Raw genomic sequence first — 20,631 nt, 5'->3', positions numbered from 1 at the left:
CGTTCTGTGACCGCGTACCTTTTGTATAATGGGTCAGCGACTTATTTTCAGTGGCGAGCTTAACCGAATAGGGGAGGCGTAGGGAAACCGAGTCTTAACTGGGCGACCAGTCGCTGGAAATAGACCCGAAACCGGGCGATCTATCCATGAGCAGGTTGAAGGTTGAGTAACATCAACTGGAGGACCGAACCAGGATCTGTTGAAAAAGATTTGGATGACTTGTGGATCGGAGTGAAAGGCTAATCAAGCCCGGAGATAGCTGGTTCTCCTCGAAAGCTATTTAGGTAGCGCCTCACGTATCACCACCGGGGGTAGAGCACTGTTTCGGCTAGGGGGCCATCCCGGCTTACCAACCCGAGGCAAACTCCGAATACCGGTGAGTGCCAGCGTGGGAGACACACGGCGGGTGCTAACGTCCGTCGTGAAAAGGGAAACAACCCAGACCGTCAGCTAAGGTCCCGAAATCCTGGTTAAGTGGGAAACGATGTGGGAAGGCTCAGACAGCTAGGAGGTTGGCTTAGAAGCAGCCATCCTTTAAAGAAAGCGTAATAGCTCACTAGTCGAGTCGGCCTGCGCGGAAGATGTAACGGGGCTAAACCAGGTACCGAAGCTACGGGTGAGCATGCATCACTTGATGCTATTCGATTGGCGTCGCGAAGCGACGTCCAAGCCCTCCCGAACGTCGAGTCGGGTGGAGAGAGTGGTATCAAGGATGCATGCTCGCGGTAGAGGAGCGTCGTGTAAGCCGACGAAGGTGGATTGAGAAGTCTGCTGGAGGTATCACGAGTGCGAATGCTGACATGAGTAACGACAAGGGGAGTGAAAAACTCCCCCGCCGGAAGACCAAGGGTTTCTGTTCGACGCTAATCGGAGCAGAGTGAGTCGGCCCCTAAGGCGAGGCCGAAAGGCGTAGTCGATGGGAAACGGGTCAATATTCCCGTACCTCACTGTATTGCGATGGGGGGACGAAGAAGGCTAGGTGGGCCAGGCGTTGGTTGTCCTGGTGAAAGCCCGTAGGCTGGGGATTCAGGCAAATCCGGATCCCCAAGGCCGAGAGGCGAGACGAACACCCCACGGGGTGGAAGTCATCGATGCCACGCTTCCAGGAAAAGCCTCTAAGCTTCAGATACAGTGGGACCGTACCCCAAACCGACACAGGTGGTCAGGTAGAGAATACCCAGGCGCTTGAGAGAACTCGGGTGAAGGAACTAGGCAAAATGGTGCCGTAACTTCGGGAGAAGGCACGCCGCGTTAGTGTGAAGGCCCTCGCGGCCGGAGCACGAGGCGGTCGAAGATACCAGGTGGCTGCAACTGTTTATTAAAAACACAGCACTCTGCCAACGCGTAAGCGGACGTATAGGGTGTGACGCCTGCCCGGTGCCGGAAGGTTAAGTGATGGTGTTAGCCCTCGGGCGAAGCTCTTGATCGAAGCCCCGGTAAACGGCGGCCGTAACTATAACGGTCCTAAGGTAGCGAAATTCCTTGTCGGGTAAGTTCCGACCTGCACGAATGGCGTAATGATGGCCACGCTGTCTCCACCCGAGACTCAGTGAAATTGAAATCGCAGTGAAGATGCTGTGTACCCGCGGCTAGACGGAAAGACCCCGTGAACCTTTACTATAGCTTCACACTGGACGCTGATGTTGCTTGTGTAGGATAGCTGGGAGGCTAGGAACCCCGGACGCCAGTTCGGGCGGAGCCAACCTTGAAATACCAGCCTGGCATCATTGGCGTTCTAACTCAGGTCCGTGATCCGGATCGAGGACAGTGTGTGGTGGGTAGTTTGACTGGGGCGGTCTCCTCCCAAAGAGTAACGGAGGAGCACGAAGGTACCCTCAGCACGGTCGGAAATCGTGCATTGAGTGCAAGAGCATAAGGGTGCTTAACTGCGAGACAGACACGTCGAGCAGGTACGAAAGTAGGTTCTAGTGATCCGGTGGTTCTGTATGGAAGGGCCATCGCTCAACGGATAAAAGGTACTCCGGGGATAACAGGCTGATACCGCCCAAGAGTTCACATCGACGGCGGTGTTTGGCACCTCGATGTCGGCTCATCACATCCTGGGGCTGAAGTCGGTCCCAAGGGTATGGCTGTTCGCCATTTAAAGTGGTACGCGAGCTGGGTTTAGAACGTCGTGAGACAGTTCGGTCCCTATCTGCCGTGGGCGTTGGATGTTTGAGAAGAGCTGCTCCTAGTACGAGAGGACCGGAGTGGACGCACCTCTGGTGTTCCGGTTGTCACGCCAGTGGCATTGCCGGGTAGCTACGTGCGGACGGGATAACCGCTGAAGGCATCTAAGCGGGAAGCCCCCTTCAAGATGAGACATCCCCGAGGCCTCGAGCCTCCTGAAGGGCCCAGCGAGACCAGCTGGTTGATAGGTCGGGTGTGGAAGCGCTGCAAGGCGTTGAGCTAACCGATACTAATGGCCCGTGAGGCTTGACCATATAACCCCAAGGGGTCTGCGCATCGCGCACGATTGACGGATACGCCGCCTGAGTGAGAGCCGGGCAGAGACGATCGCGTCAGCATGATTCCAACCGTTTTCGCCTGACGACCATAGCGAGTGGGAACCACCTGATCCCATGCCGAACTCAGCAGTGAAACCGCTCAGCGCCGATGGTAGTGTGGGGTCTCCCCATGCGAGAGTAGGTCATCGTCAGGCATCTCTTCAGAAACCCCGGCCAACTGGTCGGGGTTTCGTCGTTTAGGGCCTGTCCTGGAGAGTAGCGGAGCACCGCCCTCCGGACGGCCCGAACATCGTCAGGCACCATCTCTTCCCAAACCCCAGCTTCGAAAGAGGCTGGGGTTTTTTCTTTATCCAAACAACGCGTTTCCGCGAAAGCGGCAGTTCGCTAGAATGGATCTTTTCCCGGCTAGGTTACAGGCATGACCATCGGCGACCTCATTCGACTGCTAAGTGATGGAGAGTTCCACTCCGGCGAGCAGTTGGGCGATCGGCTGGGTGTATCCCGCACCGCGGTCTGGAAACAACTGAAGAAGCTAGAGGCATTGGGTATTCCTTTCGAGGCGGTCAAGGGGCAGGGGTATCGGCTGGCCATGCCATTGGAGCTGTTGGATGGTGGAAAGGTCGTCGCCGGTCTGTCGCGACACGGACGCCAGCATCTCGCCAGGCTGTTCGTGGAGGAGACATTGCCCTCCAGCAACGAGTTCATCCGCCAACGCTTTGCTCAAGGGGCCGGGCATGGCGAGGTGTGCCTGGTGGAGCAGCAGAGTGCTGGGCGTGGTCGGCGCGGGCGCGTCTGGTCGACCCCGTGGGGGGGAGCGCTCATGCTGTCGGTGGGCTGGCGTTTCGAGTCCGGAGTCGCGACGCTGGAGGGGTTGAGTCTTGCGGTGGGCGTGGCCTTGGCCAAGGCACTCGAACGCCATGACATGAAGCCGCGATTGAAGTGGCCCAACGATGTTCTGCTGGCCAATGAGAGAGGAGAGTTGGGCAAGCTGGCCGGCATCCTGGTCGAGATCAGTGGCGACATGGGGGGGCCTTGCGAAGTCGTGGTTGGCATGGGGATTAACTTCAACCTATCCGAAGGGTTTCGTGCACAGATCGAGCAGCGAGTGGCGGCAGTGCATGATCAGGCGCCGACGCTGTCACGTAACCAGCTAGCTACCGAATTGCTGGACGAGCTATTGCCTCTGCTGGCAGGCTACGAAGAGGTGGGGTTCGCCGCCTGGCAGGAGGCGTGGAACGTACGCCATGCCTTTCAGGGCCGTGAAGTGGACGTGCTGCGAGGGCAGCAGCGGCTGGTGGCGACGGCCGAGAGTGTGGATGAGTCAGGCAATCTGTGGATTCGTCACGGTGACGGTCGCGAACGCCTTGGGGGAGGAGAGATCAGCGTGCGTGGGCGTACATGATCCTTGACCTGGATATCGGCAATACGCTTTCCAAGTGGCGACTGAAGGATGCCGACAGCAGCGAAATTCGCTCGCGGGGAGCCGTCTGGACGCGCGAGGAGTGGAAGCCAGGTTCCGATATACCGGATCTCGATGTGGTCGAGGCGGTGCGTATCTCCAGCGTTGCTCGCCAGGCGGTGCTGGAGCAGACCGTGAGGCTATTGCAGAGCCGAGTGCGCGGTGTGCATGTGGCGCGTTCGGTACCCGAGGCGCTGGGTGTGGTCAACGGCTATGAGGAGCCGCACCGGTTGGGGGTTGATCGCTGGATGGGCGTGCTGGCCGGCTATCAGTTGGCCGGCGGTTGTTGTGCAGTGGACTGTGGTAGTGCCATCACCATCGATTTCGTGCTCCCGGGCGGCCGCCATCTGGGCGGGTATATTCTGCCAGGCCTGCGTCTGATGAAGGAAAGTCTCAAGCTCGGCACGCGCAACGTTGCCATTGATCCCGATAGCGAGGCCGAGGAGCTGCTACTTCCCGGCAAGCGAACCGTCGAGGCCGTCAATCACGGAATCTATCTCGCTGCCGTCAGTGCCGTGAACCGCATCTATGCCGAGGTCTGCGATCGCGAAGGGGTAGCGTTGCCGATGCTGCTGACCGGGGGAGACGCGCGAGTCGTGGCGCGGGGGGTGCACTCTCCGCATGCGGTCTGGCCCGATATGGTTTATGGCGGCTTGGAGGCGTGCTTTCCGCTGACCGCTGCCGAGCGTGCCGGTCGCATGTCTGGGGCGCCGCGTGTGCCCGCGCCGGCTGGCTTGGAAAAAATCCGGGCGGGCCTTGCATTCTCCATGCTGCTTTGACACAATGCAGCGCGTTCCGAGGCCTAGGTGGCGAGGTTCTGTGTCACTGAGGTGGCAAGTGGCTGAAAAATAAGCCCTTGACATGGTTTCGGCAGGCGGTAGAATGGGCCGCCATCTGGAGGGGTTCCCGAGTGGCCAAAGGGAGCAGACTGTAAATCTGCCGCGAAAGCTTCGAAGGTTCGAATCCTTCCCCCTCCACCAGATATGCTGGCCAAGGCCTTGGGGTCTGGGTTGGAAAGAGTGGGTAGGCGGGCATAGTTCAATGGTAGAACCTCAGCCTTCCAAGCTGATGATGCGGGTTCGATTCCCGCTGCCCGCTCCAGGTATTGTCGACAGTGCTAGTTGGTGATGCCAGAGGTTTTGCTCATGTAGCTCAGGGGTAGAGCACACCCTTGGTAAGGGTGAGGTCGACGGTTCAAATCCGTCCATGAGCTCCAATTCGAAAGGCGGGCAAAGGCTCGCCTTTCTTTTTCTTCGCGGCGCTCATTCGTCGGGAGAGGGTTGCCAGTCGGCGAGTCATCCGCTATCATGGCGCCCGCTGTTGTGCATGCGGCCTGCAAGAGGTGATGCATACCAGATACAGGCCAGTAGCTCAATTGGCAGAGCAGCGGTCTCCAAAACCGCAGGTTGGGGGTTCGATTCCCTCCTGGCCTGCCAACCTTCCCCAGGTTGGCATCCTTCATACGAACATACTCGATTGCCGCACTCTGAGGAGTCTCGTTTTCATGAAACACAACGCCGAGGTGCAGGAGTCGCGCCACGACGGGCTCAAGTGGGCGGTTGTCGTTACGTTGGTGGTGCTGGCGGTGGTGGGGAATACCTATTTTGCCGACCAGGCGCTTCTCTATCGTGTGCTTGGTGTCGTCGTGCTCTGCGCGGGCGCTGCGGTCGTTGCGCTGACGACCGCCAGGGGGCGGGACCTCGCCGAGCTGGCCAAGAACGCCAAGAAAGAGATTCAGCGCGTTGTATGGCCGACCCGACCCGAGACCGTGCAGACGACCGCGATCGTGCTGGTTGCCGTCTTGGTCGTCGGGCTGATGCTGTGGCTGATCGACACCCTACTTAGCTGGGCGATGTCCGGCGTCATCGGTTAGGAGTTTTCATGTCCAAGCGTTGGTACGTCGTTCACGCCTACTCCGGCTTCGAGAAGCATGTCATGCGCTCCCTCAAGGAGCGCGTGAAGATGTATGGCATGGAAGATCGCTTTGGCGAGATCCTGGTGCCGACCGAAGAGGTCGTCGAGGTGCGTGACGGCAAGCGCCGCAAGAGTGAGCGCAAGTTCTATCCCGGCTATGTGCTGGTCGAGATGGAAATGGATGACGCGACCTGGCACCTGGTCAACGAGACGCCCCGTGTCATGGGCTTCATTGGCGGTACCAAGGAGAAGCCGGCGCCGATCACTCAGCGTGAGGCCGACGCCATTCTTCGCCGCGTGAAGGACGGTAGTGACAAGCCGCGGCCCAAGACGATGTTCGAGCCGGGTCAGTCCGTGCGTGTCATCGACGGGCCTTTTGCCGATTTCAACGGCGTGGTCGAAGAGGTCAACTACGACAAGAGTCGTCTGCAGGTCAGCGTACTGATCTTCGGCAGGGCGACGCCCGTCGAGCTCGAGTTTTCCCAGGTCGAAAAGGAATAACCGTTCTCGACGACAGGCTTTACTGCTCGGCCACTACGGTGGCCGTTTAACCCGGGGAGCCGCAAGGCGCTATTACCCAACTGGAGTGCATCATGGCCAAGAAAGTACAGGCTTACATCAAGCTGCAGGTGGCAGCTGGTAAGGCCAACCCGAGTCCCCCCGTGGGCCCCGCGCTGGGTCAGCACGGTGTCAACATCATGGAGTTCTGCAAGGCGTTCAACGCTGCGACCCAGGACATCGAGCCGGGTCTGCCGACTCCCGTAGTTATCACCGTCTATTCCGACCGCAGCTTCACCTTCATCACCAAGACCCCGCCGGCGGCGGTCCTGCTGAAGAAGGCGGCTGGCATCAAGTCCGGCTCCGGCGAGCCGAACAAGAAGAAGGTCGGTACCGTGACCCGCGAGCAGCTCGAGGAAATCGCCAAGACCAAGGAGCCGGACCTGACGGCTGCCGACCTCGACGCCGCAGTGCGTACCATTGCCGGTAGTGCCCGCAGCATGGGCCTGAACGTGGAGGGTCTCTGATCATGGCCAAGCTTTCCAAGCGCGCACAAATGATTCGCGAAAAGGTCGATGCCTCCAAGGCGTACAGCCTGGAAGAGGCCGTGGCCTTGCTCGCCGAGCTCTCCACCGTCAAGTTCAAGGAGTCGCTGGATGTCGCCATCAATCTGGGCGTCGATCCGCGTAAGTCCGACCAGGTGGTGCGCGGTGCGACCGTGATGCCCAACGGGACCGGCAAGGACGTTCGCGTCGCCGTGTTCACCCAGGGCGCCAACGCCGATGCCGCCAAGGAAGCCGGTGCCGACATCGTCGGCATGGATGACCTGGCCGAGCAGGTCAAGAAGGGGCAGCTCGACTTCGACGTGGTCATCGCCTCGCCGGACGCCATGCGCGTCGTCGGCCAGCTGGGCCAGATCCTTGGTCCGCGCGGTCTGATGCCGAACCCCAAGGTGGGTACCGTGACACCGGACGTGGCGACAGCGGTCAAGAACGCCAAGGCCGGTCAGGTACGTTTCCGTACCGACAAGAACGGCATCATCCATACCACGCTGGGTAAGGTCGATTTCGACGCCGATGCCATCCGGGGCAACCTGGAAGCGCTGGTTGCCGACCTCAAGCGCCTCAAGCCGAGCACTTCCAAGGGTATCTATTTCAAGAAGGTCACCCTGTCCACTACCATGGGCCCGGGTCTGACCCTCGACCACTCTGCTCTCGTCTAAGGGCGCGGGTAGAAGAAGTTGCAAGAACTTTGCGGTCCCCGCACGTCTTACCCGTCAGGGCGTGAGGGGCGCCGTCAAAGACCGCAGGTGCCGCCCTCTCTCGAGTGGGCGGCTTAATCTCCCCTAGGGGTGCCTGCGCAGATGGTGTGGCCGCCAGAACGCTGGTGAGCACCATCACCCAGGACTTCCGTCGACGCCTGGCGTTGGCGGAAGAGATGGTAACCTCCGGAGCCCATGTGGTTCCGGCACGAAGGAGTGATCACTGTGCCACTAGCACTCGAAGGCAAGAAGGCGATTGTTGCCGAGGTCAGTGAAGCGGCCAAGGGCGCTCTCTCCGTCGTAGTTGCCGATTCTCGCGGCGTTACGGTCGAAAAGATGACCGGTCTGCGCAAGCAGGCGCGCGAGAATGGTGTGCAGATCCGTGTTGTTCGCAACACCCTGGCACGCCGCGCCCTCTCGGGCACTCAATGGGAGTGCCTGAACGAGAGCTTCGTCGGTCCGACTCTGCTGGCGTTTTCCACTGAGCATCCGGGCGCTGCCGCTCGCCTGTTCAAGGATTTCGCCAAGGATGAGAAGAACTTCGAAGTCAAGGCGCTGGCCTACGAAGGCGAGCTGATCCCGGCAAGCGACATCGACCGTCTGGCGACCCTGCCGACCTACGACGAGGCCATCGCCAAGCTGATGTCCGTCATGAAGGAGGCATCCGCCGGCAAGCTGGTTCGTACGCTGGCCGCCCTGCGCGACCAGAAGCAGGAACAGGCCGCCTGATCGGCGAACTCATTCCCGCTGTCTGAATCGAACACTGAACAGACGAGTACTCGGTGCGCCGAGGCTCCCGCAAAGTTAGGAATCATCGAAATGGCACTGACCAAAGAAGACATCATCAACGCCGTCGCCGACATGTCCGTGATGGAAGTCGTCGAGCTGATCGAAGCGATGGAAGAGAAGTTCGGCGTTTCCGCCGCTGCCGCCGTCGTGGCCGGCCCGGCTGCTGGCGGTGACGCCGGCGCTGCCGAAGAGCAGACCGAGTTCGACCTGGTGCTTACCAGCGCTGGCGACAAGAAGGTCAACGTGATCAAGGCCGTTCGCGAGATCACCGGCCTGGGCCTGAAGGAAGCCAAGGGTGCCGTCGACGGCGCGCCGGCGACCATCAAGGAAGCCATGTCCAAGGACGAGGCCGAAGAGGCCAAGAAGAAGCTGGAAGAAGCCGGCGCCACTGTGGAACTCAAGTAACCCCTTGGTTTCCATGGCTTCACGCGCTGCGTAAGCTTCCATGGCTGGTGGCGGGCCTTCCCGCTGCCGGCCTTTTTCTGTTGCACTAGCGCCTTGCTGACGCAGCGTCGCTAGCAGAATCCCGACGGCGAGCTACCCCTGTGGAGCTTGCCGTCAGCGCCTGGCGGAGAGGTCCGCCGGGCGGCGCCGACCACGCATCGGTCACCCATGGTGAACAAGCTGGGGAATACAGATGGCTTACTCATACACTGAGAAAAAACGCATCCGCAAGGATTTCGGCAAACTGCCCCAAGTGATGGATGTGCCCTACCTGCTGGCGATCCAGCTTGATTCCTATTACGACTTCCTCCAGCAGGACCGCTCGGCCGATGAGCGCCTCGAGGTGGGGCTGCACGCGGCCTTCAAGTCCGTGTTCCCGATCGAGAGCTTCTCCGGCAACGCAGCGCTCGAGTACGTCAGCTACCGCTTTGGTACCCCGGCGTTCGATGTCAAGGAGTGCCAGCTGCGTGGCGTCACCTACTCCGCTCCGCTACGGGTCAAGGTACGCTTGATCATCTATGATCGCGACTCCTCGAACAAGGCCATCAAGGACATCAAGGAGCAGGAAGTCTACATGGGGGAGATCCCCCTGATGACCGAGAACGGCACCTTCGTGGTCAACGGCACCGAGCGGGTCATCGTTTCCCAGCTGCACCGCTCGCCGGGCGTGTTCTTCGACCACGACAAGGGCAAGAGCCACTCGTCGGGCAAGCTGCTCTATTCTGCCCGCGTGATTCCGTATCGTGGCTCCTGGCTCGACTTCGAATTCGACCCCAAGGACAACGTCTTCGTGCGCATCGACCGTCGCCGCAAGCTGCCGGCCTCGGTGCTGCTGCGCGCGCTGGGGATGAGCGCCGAGGAGATCCTCGACGAGTTCTTCGACACCAGCACCTTCCACATCGAGAAGAGTGGCTTCTCTGTGGATCTGGTGCCGTCGCGCCTGCGCGGCGAAACCGCGACTTTCGACATCAAGGATGCCGACGGCAACCTTATCGTGGAAGAAGGGCGTCGCATCACCCAGAAGCATATCCGCCAGCTGGAGAAGGCCGGCCTCGAGCGTCTCGAGGTGCCGATGGACTACCTATTCGGCAAGACCCTGGCCAAGGATCAGGTCGATCCGAACACCGGCGAGCTGATCTGCCCCTGCAATAGCGTGATCACGCCCGAGCTGCTCGAGAAGCTGGGTCAGGCCGGCATTACCAAGCTCGAGACCCTCTACACCAATGACCTGGACTGCGGTCCGTTCATCTCCGAGACCCTGCGCCTGGACACCACCGGCTCGCAGCTGGAAGCGCTGGTCGAGATCTACCGCATGATGCGCCCCGGCGAGCCGCCCACCAAGGAAGCCGCCGAGACGCTGTTCCACAACCTGTTCTTCACCGAGGACCGCTACGACCTGTCGGGCGTCGGCCGCATGAAGTTCAACCGTCGCCTGCGTCGTGAGGGCGACACCGGTTCCGGGGTGCTCGACAATCGCGACATCCTCGATGTGCTCAAAGAACTGATCTATATCCGCAACGGCTTCGGCGAAGTCGACGATATCGATCACCTGGGCAACCGCCGCATTCGCTGCGTCGGCGAGATGGCCGAGAACCAGTTCCGCGTGGGCCTGGTGCGCGTCGAGCGCGCGGTCAAGGAGCGCCTCTCCATGGCCGAGAGCGAAGGCCTGATGCCGCAAGATCTGATCAACGCCAAGCCCGTCGCCGCGGCGGTCAAGGAGTTCTTCGGCTCCAGCCAACTCTCCCAGTTCATGGACCAGAACAACCCGCTTTCCGAGGTCACCCACAAGCGCCGTGTTTCCGCGCTTGGCCCGGGCGGCCTGACCCGCGAGCGGGCCGGCTTCGAGGTGCGCGACGTTCACGCCACCCACTACGGTCGCCTATGCCCGATCGAGACCCCTGAAGGTCCGAACATCGGCCTGATCAACTCGCTGGCGACCTACAGCCACACCAATAGCTATGGCTTCCTCGAAACTCCGTACCGCAAGGTGGTGGATCGCCAAGTGACCGACGAGGTGGTTCACCTGTCGGCGATCGAAGAGGGCGACTTCATCATCGCCCAGGCCTCGGCCAGCGTCGACGAATCCGGCAAGCTGGTCGATGATCTGGTGCAGGTGCGCCACAAGGGCGAAACCACCTTCATGCGTCCCGAGCAGGTGACGCTGATGGACGTGTCACCTCGCCAGGTGGTCTCCGTGGCAGCCGCGCTGATCCCGTTCCTCGAGCATGACGATGCCAACCGGGCCCTGATGGGCTCGAACATGCAGCGCCAGGCGGTACCGACGCTGCGTGCCGAGAAGCCGCTGGTCGGCACTGGCATGGAGCGCTTCGTCGCCCGCGATTCCGGCGTCTGCGCCGTGGCGCGTCGCGGCGGGGTGATCGACTCGGTGGACGCCAAGCGCATCGTGGTGCGTATCAACGAGGACGAGATCATTGGCGGCGAAGCCGGCGTCGACATCTACAACCTCACCAAGTACGTGCGTTCCAACCAGAACACCTGCATGAACCAGCGTCCTATCGTGCGCCCTGGCGACATCGTGGCGCGTGGCGACATCCTGGCCGACGGTCCGTCCGTCGACATGGGCGACCTGGCCCTGGGTCAGAACATGCGTATCGCCTTCATGCCCTGGAACGGCTACAACTTCGAGGACTCGATCCTGCTCTCGGAGCGTGTGGTGCAGGAGGACCGCTTCACTACCATCCATATCCAGGAGCTGACCTGCGTGTCGCGCGACACCAAGCTGGGGCCGGAGGAGATCACCTCCGATATCCCCAATGTCGGCGAGTCGGCATTGGCCAAGCTGGATGAAGCCGGCGTGGTCTATATCGGTGCCGAGGTCGGCCCGGGTGACATCCTGGTGGGCAAGGTTACGCCTAAAGGCGAGACCCAACTGACGCCGGAAGAGAAGCTGCTGCGGGCGATCTTCGGCGAGAAGGCCAGCGACGTGAAGGATACCTCGCTGCGTGCCCCGACCGGCATGAAGGGCACGGTCATCGACGTTCAGGTGTTCACTCGCGACGGCGTGGAGAAGGACTCGCGTGCACTGGCCATCGAGCAGATGCAGCTCGACGAGGTGCGCAAGGACCTGCAGGAGACCTACCGCATCGCCGAGGACGCCACCTTCGAGCGCCTCAAGCGCACGCTCTCCGGGCAGCCGGTCAACGGCGGTCCCAAGCTGAAGAAGGGTGACGTGCTCTCCGACAGCTACCTGGAGGAGCTGCCGCGCCAGCAGTGGTTCAAGCTGCGGCTGCAGGACGAGGCGCTCAACGAGCTGCTGGCCCAGGCCGACGAACAGCTCGAGAACCGCCGCAAGGAGATGGAAGAGCGCTTCGAGGACAAGAAGCGCAAGCTGACCCAGGGCGACGACCTGGCGCCCGGCGTGCTCAAGATCGTCAAGGTCTACATGGCGGTCAAGCGCCGCATCCAGCCGGGCGACAAGATGGCCGGCCGTCACGGTAACAAGGGTGTCATCTCTGCGATCATGCCGGTGGAGGACATGCCCTTCGACGACAACGGCGTGCCGGTGGACATCGTCCTGAACCCGCTGGGCGTACCGTCGCGGATGAACGTGGGACAGATCCTCGAGACTCACCTGGGGCTCGCTGCCCAGGGCCTTGGCCTCAAGATCGATGCCATGCTGCGCGATGCCCGTGCCCAGCAGGTGGCCGAGATTCGCGAGTTCCTGGGGCAGGTCTACAACTCCACCACGGGAACCCGGGTGGAGGATCTCGACTCGCTCTCCGACGACGAGATCATTGCACTGGCCAAGAACCTGCGCGGCGGGGTGCCGATGGCATCGCCGGTATTCGACGGTGCTGCCGAAGGTGAGATCAAGCACCTGCTGCGCCTGGCCGACCTGCCGGATTCCGGCCAGATGACCCTGTACGACGGGCGTACCGGCGACGCCTTCGACCGCCCGGTGACGGTGGGCTACATGTACATGCTCAAGCTCAACCACCTGGTGGACGACAAGATGCACGCCCGTTCCACTGGTTCCTACTCGCTCGTCACCCAGCAGCCGCTGGGCGGCAAGGCGCAGTTCGGCGGCCAGCGTTTCGGCGAGATGGAGGTGTGGGCGCTGGAAGCCTACGGCGCGGCCTACACGCTCCAGGAGATGCTCACGGTGAAGTCCGACGACGTGGAAGGTCGCACCAAGATGTACAAGAGCATTGTCGACGGCGACCACACCATGCATGCCGGCATGCCGGAATCCTTCAACGTGTTGGTGAAGGAAATCCGTTCGCTGGGCATCGATATCGAGTTAGAGAGCTAGGAGCCGACTCCATGAAAGATTTGGTGAAAGTCCTCAAATCGCAGTCACAGTCCGAAGAGTTCGACGCGATCAAGATCTCGCTCGCCTCTCCGGACATGATTCGCTCCTGGTCCTACGGCGAGGTCAAGAAGCCCGAGACCATCAACTACCGCACCTTCAAGCCGGAGCGGGACGGGCTGTTCTGCGCCAAGATCTTCGGCCCGGTGAAGGACTACGAGTGCCTGTGCGGCAAGTACAAGCGCATGAAGCACCGCGGCATCATCTGCGAGAAGTGCGGCGTCGAGGTGACCAAGGCGGCGGTGCGCCGGGAGCGCATGGGCCACATCGAGCTGGCCTCGCCGGTGGCGCACATCTGGTTCCTCAAGTCGCTGCCGTCGCGCATCGGCATGTTCCTCGACATGACCCTGCGTGATATCGAGCGGGTGCTCTACTTCGAGAGCTTCGTGGTCATCGACCCGGGCATGACCACGCTCGAGCGCGGCCAGCTGCTCAACGACGAGCAGTACTTCGAGGCCCTCGAGGAGTTCGGTGACGATTTCGACGCCCGCATGGGTGCCGAGGCGATCCAGGCGCTGCTCAAGGATATCGACCTCTCCGAGGAGGTCGACCGCCTGCGCGAGGAGATCCCGCAGACCAACTCCGAGACCAAGATCAAGAAGCTCTCCAAGCGGCTCAAGCTGCTGGAGGCCTTCCTCAACTCCGGCAACGATCCGGCGTGGATGGTGATGGAGGTGCTGCCGGTGCTGCCGCCGGACCTGCGTCCGCTGGTGCCGCTGGACGGCGGTCGTTTCGCCACCTCCGACCTCAACGACCTGTACCGCCGGGTGATCAACCGCAACAACCGCCTCAAGCGGCTGCTCGACCTCAATGCGCCGGACATCATCGTGCGCAACGAGAAGCGCATGCTGCAGGAGGCGGTCGATGCGCTGCTCGACAACGGTCGTCGCGGTCGCGCCATCACCGGCTCCAACAAGCGTCCGCTGAAGTCGCTGGCCGACATGATCAAGGGCAAGCAGGGGCGTTTCCGCCAGAACCTGCTGGGCAAGCGCGTGGACTACTCCGGCCGTTCGGTCATTACCGTCGGTCCGACCCTGCGCCTGCACCAGTGCGGTCTGCCCAAGAAGATGGCGCTCGAGCTGTTCAAGCCGTTCATCTACTCGAAGCTGCAGGCCAACGGCCAGGCCTCCACCATCAAGGCGGCCAAGAAGATGGTCGAGCGCGAGCTGCCCGAGGTGTGGGACATTCTCGCCGACGTCATTCGCGAGCACCCGGTACTGCTGAACCGCGCGCCGACCCTGCACCGCCTGGGTATCCAGGCGTTCGAGCCGCTGCTGATCGAAGGCAAGGCAATCCAGCTGCACCCGCTGGTATGTGCCGCCTACAATGCCGACTTCGACGGCGACCAGATGGCGGTGCACGTACCGCTGACTCTGGAAGCCCAGCTCGAGGCGCGTGCGCTGATGATGGCCACCAACAACGTGCTGTCCCCGGCCAACGGTGATCCGATCATCGTGCCGTCCCAGGACGTGGTACTAGGCCTGTACTACATGACCCGCGAGAAGATCAACGCCAAGGGCGAGGGCATGGTGTTCTCCGGCCTCAACGAGGTCGAGCGCGCCTTCGGTACCCAGAGCGTATCGCTGCATGCGCGGGTCAAGGTGCGCCTGACCGAGGTGCTGATCGACGAGGAGACTGGCGAGCGCAGCACCGCGCGCACCCTCTACGACACCACCGTGGGTCGCGCCATGCTGTTCCGCATCCTGCCCGACGGCGTGCCGTTCGAGCTGGTCGATCAGCCGATGAAGAAGAAGGCGATTTCGAAGCTTCTCAACGAGGTGTATCGCCGTGCCGGTCTCAAGCCGACGGTCATCTTTGCCGACCAGCTGATGTATACCGGCTTCCGCATGGCGACCTGGTCAGGCGCCTCCATCGGTGTCAACGACTTCGTCATTCCCGAAGCCAAGACGGAAATCGTCGAGGCGGCCGAGGCCGAGGTCAAGGAGATCGAGGATCAGTTCTCCTCCGGTCTCGTGACCGCGGGCGAGAAGTACAACAAGGTCATCGACATCTGGTCCAAGGCCAACGACAAGGTGGCCAAGGCGATGATGGCGGGCATCTCCAAGGAAACCGTCGTAGATCGCAAGGGCAACGAGGTCGAGCAGGATTCGTTCAACAGCGTATTCATCATGGCCGACTCCGGGGCGCGTGGTAGTGCTGCCCAGATCCGTCAGCTCGCGGGCATGCGCGGCCTGATGGCCAAGCCCGACGGCTCGATCATCGAGACGCCGATCGTGGCCAACTTCCGCGAGGGCCTGAACGTACTGCAGTACTTCATCTCGACCCACGGTGCGCGGAAGGGTCTGGCGGACACGGCGCTCAAGACCGCCAACTCCGGTTACCTGACCCGCCGTCTGGTCGATGTCGCCCAGGACATGGTGATCACCGAGCCCGACTGCGGCACCGAGCAGGGGCTGACCTTGCATCCGGTCATCGAGGGGGGCGACATCATCGTCTCGCTGGCGCAGCGCGTGCTCGGCCGCGTAGTGGCCCAGGACGTCATCGACCCCAGCACCGACGAGGTGCTGATCGAGAAGGGAACCCTGCTCGACGAGGTCTGGTGCGAGCGTCTCGACACCATGGGTGTCGATGAGATCGTGGTGCGCAGCGCGATCACCTGCGAATCGACCCACGGCGTCTGCTCCTCGTGCTACGGTCGCGACCTGGCGCGTGGTCATCAGGTCAACATCGGCGAGGCGGTGGGGGTCATTGCCGCCCAGTCGATCGGTGAGCCGGGTACCCAGCTGACCATGCGGACCTTCCACATCGGCGGCGCGGCATCGCGTGCCTCGGCGGTGGACAGCGTGCAGGTGAAGCACGGCGGCAAGGTGCGCCTGCACAACATGAAGTTCGTCGAGCGCAACGACGGCAAGCTGGTGGTGGTGTCCCGCTCCAGCGCCCTGGCGGTGGCCGACGAGCATGGCCGCGAGCGCGAGTACTACAAGCTGCCCTACGGCGCCGAGCTGTCGATCAAGGACGGCGAGGCAGTCGAGGCCGGTCAGATGGTGGCCAAGTGGGATCCGCACACCCACCCGATCATCGCCGAGCTCGAGGGTAAGGTGCAGTACGTCGACATGGTCGACGGGGTCACCATCCACCGCAGCGTGGACGAGATGACCGGCCTCTCCTCGATCGAGGTGATCGAGTCGGCGGCACGCCCGCAGGCTGGTCGCGACAGCCGGCCGATGATCCTGCTCACCGACGAGAGCGGCGAGCCGGTCAGCGTGGCGGGTTCCAACACCCCGGTGCAGTACCTGCTGCCGGGCAAGGCCATCGTCTCGGTCGACAATGGCGCTCAGATCGGCATCGGCGAGATCGTTGCGCGTATCCCGGTGGAGGCGTCCGGCAACAAGGACATCACCGGTGGTCTGCCGCGGGTGGCCGACCTGTTCGAGGCGCGCAAGCCGAAGGAGCCGGCCATCCTCGCCGAAGTCAGCGGTACGATCAGCTTCGGCAAGGAGACCAAGGGCAAGCGCCGCCTGACGATCACGCCCGACGACGGCAGCGATCCGTTCGAGATGCTGATCCCGAAGTGGCGCCAGATCGCGGTCTTCGAAGGCGAGACCGTGGAGAAAGGCGAGGTGATCTCCGACGGTCCGAGCAACCCGCACGACATCCTGCGGCTGTTGGGCGTGGCGGAGCTGGCCAAGTACATCACCGCCGAGATCCAGGAGGTCTATCGCCTGCAGGGCGTGGGCATCAACGACAAGCACATCGAGGTGATCGTGCGTCAGATGCTGCGCAAGGTGGAGATCACCGACTCCGGCGACTCCGAGTTCATTCCGGGGGACCAGGTCGAGTTGGTCAAGGTGCTCGAGGAAAATGCGCGGATGGAACAGGCCGAGAAGTTCCCGGCCAAATACCAGCGCGTGCTGCTGGGTATCACCAAGGCCAGCCTGGCCACCGAATCGTTCATCTCCGCGGCCTCCTTCCAGGAGACCACGCGGGTGCTGACCGAGGCGGCGGTTACCGGCAAGCGCGACTACCTGCGTGGCCTGAAGGAGAACGTGGTGGTCGGTCGCCTGATCCCGGCGGGAACGGGGCTGGCGCATCACCAGGAGCGTCGCCGCAAGCGGGAAGATACCGAGCGTCTGCTCCACCCGTCGGCCTTCGACGTCGAGCAGGAGCTGGGTGCCCAGCTCACCGCCCTCGATTCGGACGACGACGAGCTGTAGGCGGGCAGGGGCGTCAGGCGGTCAATCGCTTGACGCCCCACCCTGTTAGACCTTAGAATTCGCAGCCTTTAATAGTGGGGTGGGTGCGCCCGCGTCCACGAAAAGGCAAGGCAACCATTGGAGTCAGCTACACAACATGGCAACGATCAATCAGCTCGTGCGCAAGCCGCGCAAGCGCCCCGCCGCCAAGAGCGACGTGCCGGCGCTGCAGGCCTGCCCACAGAAGCGCGGCGTCTGCACCCGCGTCTACACCACTACCCCGAAGAAGCCGAACTCGGCCCTGCGTAAGGTCTGCCGCGTGCGTCTGACCAACGGGTTCGAGGTTTCGTCCTACATCGGTGGTGAGGGTCACAACCTTCAGGAACACTCCGTCGTTCTGATCCGCGGCGGTCGTGTCAAGGACTTGCCGGGTGTGCGTTACCACACCGTGCGCGGCGCCCTCGACACCTCCGGCGTGCAGAATCGTAAGCAGGGCCGTTCCAAGTACGGTACCAAGCGTCCGAAGTCCTGATCGACTTTGTTGCGCTAACGACATTTATTTCGGTCTGATAAGAGTAAGGCCGGTCGTCGCGGGCTCGGTGAGAGCGTGCGGGTGTGCCGGGTTTGCCTGAAAGACCCTTCGATAGAGGGCTTGTCATGCCTAGAAGAAGAGTTGTAGCCAAGCGCGAGATCCTGCCGGATCCCAAGTTCGGAAGTGAGCGCCTGGCCAAGTTCATGAACCACCTGATGGTCAGCGGCAAGAAGTCCACAGCTGAGCGCATCGTCTATGGTGCGCTGGACACGGTTGCCGAGCGCAGTAAAGAAGAGCCGCTGGACATCTTCGATCGCGCGCTGGAAGCCATCCAGCCGATGGTCGAGGTCAAGTCCCGCCGCGTTGGCGGTGCGACCTATCAGGTGCCGGTAGAGGTTCGTCCCTCGCGTCGCCAGGCGCTGGCCATGCGCTGGCTGGTGGATGCGGCGCGCAAGCGCGGTGAGAAGACCATGGTGCAGCGCCTCGCTGGCGAGATGCTGGATGCCGCCGAAGGCAAGGGCTCCGCGGTCAAGAAGCGTGAAGACGTGCATCGCATGGCCGAGGCCAACAAGGCGTTCTCGCACTACCGTTTCTAAGTGCCGCGCTTCTAAACGCATCGCCAATCAACGGGGAGTTCCACCGTGGCTCGCAAGACTCCACTCAACCGCTATCGCAACATCGGCATCGTCGCTCACGTCGATGCCGGCAAGACCACCACGACCGAACGTGTCCTGTTCTACACCGGTCTCTCCCACAAGGTGGGCGAAGTTCATGACGGCGCGGCCACCATGGACTGGATGGAGCAGGAGCAGGAGCGTGGCATCACCATCACTTCTGCGGCGACCACCTGCTTCTGGCAGGGCATGAACAAGCAGTTCGACGAGCACCGCATCAACATCATCGACACCCCGGGGCACGTCGACTTCACCATCGAGGTGGAGCGTTCCCTGCGCGTGCTCGACGGTGCCGTCGTGGTGCTGTGCGGCTCGTCCGGCGTGCAGCCGCAGACCGAGACCGTGTGGCGCCAGGCCAACAAGTACGAAGTGCCGCGCATGGTGTTCGTCAACAAGATGGACCGTACCGGCGCCGACTTCTTCATGGTCGTCGATCAGCTCAAGAAGCGCCTGAACGCCAATGCCGTGCCGATCCAGATCAACTGGGGCACCGAGGAGGAGTTCAAGGGCGTCATCGATCTGATCCAGATGAAGGCCATCCTGTGGGACGAGGAAAGCCTCGGCATGAACTACGAGCTGGTCGACATTCCGGCCGAGCTCCAGGAGACCGCCGAGGAGTACCGCGAGCAGATGGTCGAAGCCGCGGCCGAGGCCTCTGAAGAGTTGATGGACAAGTACCTCGAGGAGGGCGAGCTCTCCATCGAGGAGATCAAGGCCGGTCTGCGCCGCCGTACCCTGGACAACGAGGTCGTGCTGGTCACCTGCGGCTCTGCGTTCAAGAACAAGGGCGTGCAGGCGGTGCTCGACGGCGTCATCGAATACATGCCGTCACCCACCGAGGTCAAGGCCATCGAGGGTGAGCTGGACGACAAGGACGGCACGATCGAGACCCGCGAAGCGGACGACAACGCGCCTTTCGCTGCGCTGGCGTTCAAGATCGCCACCGATCCCTTCGTCGGCACCCTGACCTTCATTCGCGTCTACTCCGGGGTGCTCAACTCCGGTGACAGCGTATTCAACTCGGTCAAGCAGAAGAAAGAGCGCGTGGGGCGTATCGTGCAGATGCACGCCAACTCGCGTGAAGAGATCAAAGAGGTTCGCGCTGGCGACATTGCTGCCTGTATCGGCCTCAAGGACGTCACCACCGGTGACACCCTGTGCGATCTCGAAAACAAGATCATCCTCGAGCGCATGGAGTTCCCCGATCCGGTGATCTCCGTGGCGGTGGAGCCGAAATCCAAGGCCGACCAGGAGAAGATGGGCGTGGCGCTGGGCAAGCTGGCCCAGGAGGATCCGTCCTTCCGCGTCAAGACCGACGAAGAGACCGGTCAGACCATCATCTCCGGCATGGGCGAACTGCACCTGGACATCATCGTTGACCGCATGCGTCGCGAGTTCAAGGTCGAAGCCAATATCGGCAAGCCGCAGGTCGCCTACCGCGAGACCATTCGCGGCAAGGTCGAGCAGGAAGGCAAGTTCGTGCGTCAGTCCGGCGGTCGTGGCCAGTACGGCCATGTCTGGCTGCGTATCGAGCCGCTCACCGAGGCGGACAAGGGCGAAGACGAAGACATGCACTTCAAGTTCGCTTCCGAGATCGTCGGCGGTGTGGTACCCAAGGAATACGTGGGTGCCGTCGAGAAAGGGGCCTACGAGCAGCTGCAGAACGGCGTCATCGCGGGTTACCCGATGATCGACGTCAAGGTCACGCTGTACGATGGTTCCTACCATGACGTGGACTCGAACGAGAACGCGTTCAAGGTTGCCTCTTCCATGGCTGTCAAGGAAGGGGCGCGCAAGGCCAAGGCCGTGCTGCTGGAGCCGGTGATGAGAGTCGAGGTCGTGACGCCCGAGGATTTCATGGGTGACGTCATGGGTGACTTGAACCGTCGCCGTGGTCTGGTGCAGGGCATGGATGACTCTTCCTCCGGCAAGGTCATCCGCGCGATGGTGCCTCTGGGCGAGATGTTCGGTTATGCGACCGATCTGCGTTCTCAGACCCAGGGTCGTGCGAGCTACACTATGGAGTTCGCGAGCTACGAAGAGGCGCCCTCCAGCATCGTTGAAGCCGTCATCAACCAGAAAGGCTAACCGCTAGCAAACGTAAAGAG

At 61.9% G+C, this 20,631-nt stretch carries 13 protein-coding genes, 4 tRNA genes, 1 rRNA gene and 1 other annotated feature (1 of these 19 cut by a window edge); all 18 genes read left to right on the top strand.

The annotated features are described in order from the left end of the window. Nucleotides 1-2,444, top strand: a sequence feature (mutual gap in cmsearch alignment for this rRNA model is longer than 100) (it extends 174 nt beyond the left edge of the window). Between the two features lie 102 nt (nt 2,445-2,546). The 18 genes from rrf (at nt 2,547) to fusA (ending at nt 20,611) form a co-directional block, all read left to right on the top strand. Then, nucleotides 2,547-2,662 (top strand): 5S ribosomal RNA (rrf, locus tag KPL81_RS04285). Nucleotides 2,663-2,886: 224 nt separating this feature from the next. Beyond that, complete coding sequence (locus tag KPL81_RS04280; protein WP_219790781.1) at nt 2,887-3,870, top strand: biotin--[acetyl-CoA-carboxylase] ligase; 984 nt, start codon at nt 2,887-2,889, stop codon at nt 3,868-3,870. Next, entirely contained in the window at nt 3,867-4,706 is an 840-nt protein-coding gene (locus tag KPL81_RS04275; protein ID WP_209474217.1) for a type III pantothenate kinase, read from the top strand. Before KPL81_RS04280 ends, KPL81_RS04275 begins: the two co-directional genes overlap by 4 nt. A 117-nt stretch (nt 4,707-4,823) precedes the next feature. Next, nucleotides 4,824-4,907 (top strand) — tRNA-Tyr (locus KPL81_RS04270). Nucleotides 4,908-4,954: 47 nt separating this feature from the next. Then, nucleotides 4,955-5,028: transfer RNA gene (locus tag KPL81_RS04265), tRNA-Gly, on the top strand. A 40-nt stretch (nt 5,029-5,068) separates the two neighbouring features. After that, nucleotides 5,069-5,143: transfer RNA gene (locus KPL81_RS04260), tRNA-Thr, on the top strand. Between the two features lie 144 nt (nt 5,144-5,287). Beyond that, nucleotides 5,288-5,363: transfer RNA gene (locus KPL81_RS04255), tRNA-Trp, on the top strand. Between the two features lie 68 nt (nt 5,364-5,431). Then, nucleotides 5,432-5,800 carry a preprotein translocase subunit SecE gene (gene secE / locus KPL81_RS04250; RefSeq protein ID WP_219790780.1) on the top strand — a complete coding sequence of 123 codons (369 nt, stop codon included), beginning with the start codon at nt 5,432-5,434 and terminating at the stop codon, nt 5,798-5,800. Nucleotides 5,801-5,808: 8 nt separating this feature from the next. Further along, complete coding sequence (gene nusG, locus KPL81_RS04245) at nt 5,809-6,342, top strand: transcription termination/antitermination protein NusG (protein WP_209474213.1); 534 nt, start codon at nt 5,809-5,811, stop codon at nt 6,340-6,342. A 92-nt stretch (nt 6,343-6,434) separates the two neighbouring features. Continuing rightward, nucleotides 6,435-6,866: a 50S ribosomal protein L11 gene (gene rplK / locus KPL81_RS04240; RefSeq protein ID WP_071943762.1), complete on the top strand. Its 432-nt coding sequence runs from the start codon at nt 6,435-6,437 to the stop codon at nt 6,864-6,866. Nucleotides 6,867-6,868: 2 nt separating this feature from the next. Further along, entirely contained in the window at nt 6,869-7,561 is a 693-nt protein-coding gene (gene rplA / locus KPL81_RS04235; RefSeq protein ID WP_010626457.1) for a 50S ribosomal protein L1, read from the top strand. A gap of 264 nt (nt 7,562-7,825) precedes the next feature. Then, on the top strand, nt 7,826-8,329 hold the full coding sequence (rplJ, locus tag KPL81_RS04230; RefSeq protein WP_209474211.1) for a 50S ribosomal protein L10: 504 nt from the start codon (nt 7,826-7,828) through the stop codon (nt 8,327-8,329). Between the two features lie 90 nt (nt 8,330-8,419). Next, on the top strand, nt 8,420-8,794 hold the full coding sequence (gene rplL, locus KPL81_RS04225) for a 50S ribosomal protein L7/L12 (protein WP_111413331.1): 375 nt from the start codon (nt 8,420-8,422) through the stop codon (nt 8,792-8,794). A 232-nt stretch (nt 8,795-9,026) separates the two neighbouring features. After that, complete coding sequence (gene rpoB / locus KPL81_RS04220) at nt 9,027-13,106, top strand: DNA-directed RNA polymerase subunit beta (protein WP_219790779.1); 4,080 nt, start codon at nt 9,027-9,029, stop codon at nt 13,104-13,106. 11 nt (nt 13,107-13,117) lie between these two features. Next, the gene (rpoC, locus tag KPL81_RS04215) at nt 13,118-17,338 is read left to right on the top strand and encodes a DNA-directed RNA polymerase subunit beta' (protein WP_219790778.1); all 4,221 of its coding nucleotides are present in this window, start codon (nt 13,118-13,120) and stop codon (nt 17,336-17,338) included. A 136-nt stretch (nt 17,339-17,474) separates the two neighbouring features. Beyond that, nucleotides 17,475-17,849: a 30S ribosomal protein S12 gene (gene rpsL / locus KPL81_RS04210; RefSeq protein WP_010626462.1), complete on the top strand. Its 375-nt coding sequence runs from the start codon at nt 17,475-17,477 to the stop codon at nt 17,847-17,849. A 125-nt stretch (nt 17,850-17,974) separates the two neighbouring features. Further along, nucleotides 17,975-18,445 carry a 30S ribosomal protein S7 gene (rpsG, locus tag KPL81_RS04205; protein ID WP_159554817.1) on the top strand — a complete coding sequence of 157 codons (471 nt, stop codon included), beginning with the start codon at nt 17,975-17,977 and terminating at the stop codon, nt 18,443-18,445. A 45-nt stretch (nt 18,446-18,490) separates the two neighbouring features. Beyond that, nucleotides 18,491-20,611, top strand: a complete 2,121-nt coding sequence (gene fusA / locus KPL81_RS04200; protein WP_209474206.1) for an elongation factor G — start codon at nt 18,491-18,493, stop codon at nt 20,609-20,611. The last annotated feature ends 20 nt before the right edge of the window (nt 20,612-20,631 follow it).

It is taken from the genome of Billgrantia antri (assembly GCF_019430905.1).
Taxonomy (GTDB): Bacteria; Pseudomonadota; Gammaproteobacteria; order Pseudomonadales; family Halomonadaceae; genus Halomonas; species Halomonas antri.
The sequence above is the reverse complement of the archived record's forward strand: the minus strand, read 5'-3'. Positions and strand labels throughout refer to the sequence as shown.

Coding starts and splice junctions, on each gene's coding strand:
- KPL81_RS04280 (WP_219790781.1), top strand. CDS start 2,887: ATGACCATCGGCGACCTCATTCGACTGCTAAGTGATGGAGAGTTCCAC.
- KPL81_RS04275 (WP_209474217.1), top strand. CDS start 3,867: ATGATCCTTGACCTGGATATCGGCAATACGCTTTCCAAGTGGCGACTG.
- secE (WP_219790780.1), top strand. CDS start 5,432: ATGAAACACAACGCCGAGGTGCAGGAGTCGCGCCACGACGGGCTCAAG.
- nusG (WP_209474213.1), top strand. CDS start 5,809: ATGTCCAAGCGTTGGTACGTCGTTCACGCCTACTCCGGCTTCGAGAAG.
- rplK (WP_071943762.1), top strand. CDS start 6,435: ATGGCCAAGAAAGTACAGGCTTACATCAAGCTGCAGGTGGCAGCTGGT.
- rplA (WP_010626457.1), top strand. CDS start 6,869: ATGGCCAAGCTTTCCAAGCGCGCACAAATGATTCGCGAAAAGGTCGAT.
- rplL (WP_111413331.1), top strand. CDS start 8,420: ATGGCACTGACCAAAGAAGACATCATCAACGCCGTCGCCGACATGTCC.
- rpoB (WP_219790779.1), top strand. CDS start 9,027: ATGGCTTACTCATACACTGAGAAAAAACGCATCCGCAAGGATTTCGGC.
- rpoC (WP_219790778.1), top strand. CDS start 13,118: ATGAAAGATTTGGTGAAAGTCCTCAAATCGCAGTCACAGTCCGAAGAG.
- rpsL (WP_010626462.1), top strand. CDS start 17,475: ATGGCAACGATCAATCAGCTCGTGCGCAAGCCGCGCAAGCGCCCCGCC.
- rpsG (WP_159554817.1), top strand. CDS start 17,975: ATGCCTAGAAGAAGAGTTGTAGCCAAGCGCGAGATCCTGCCGGATCCC.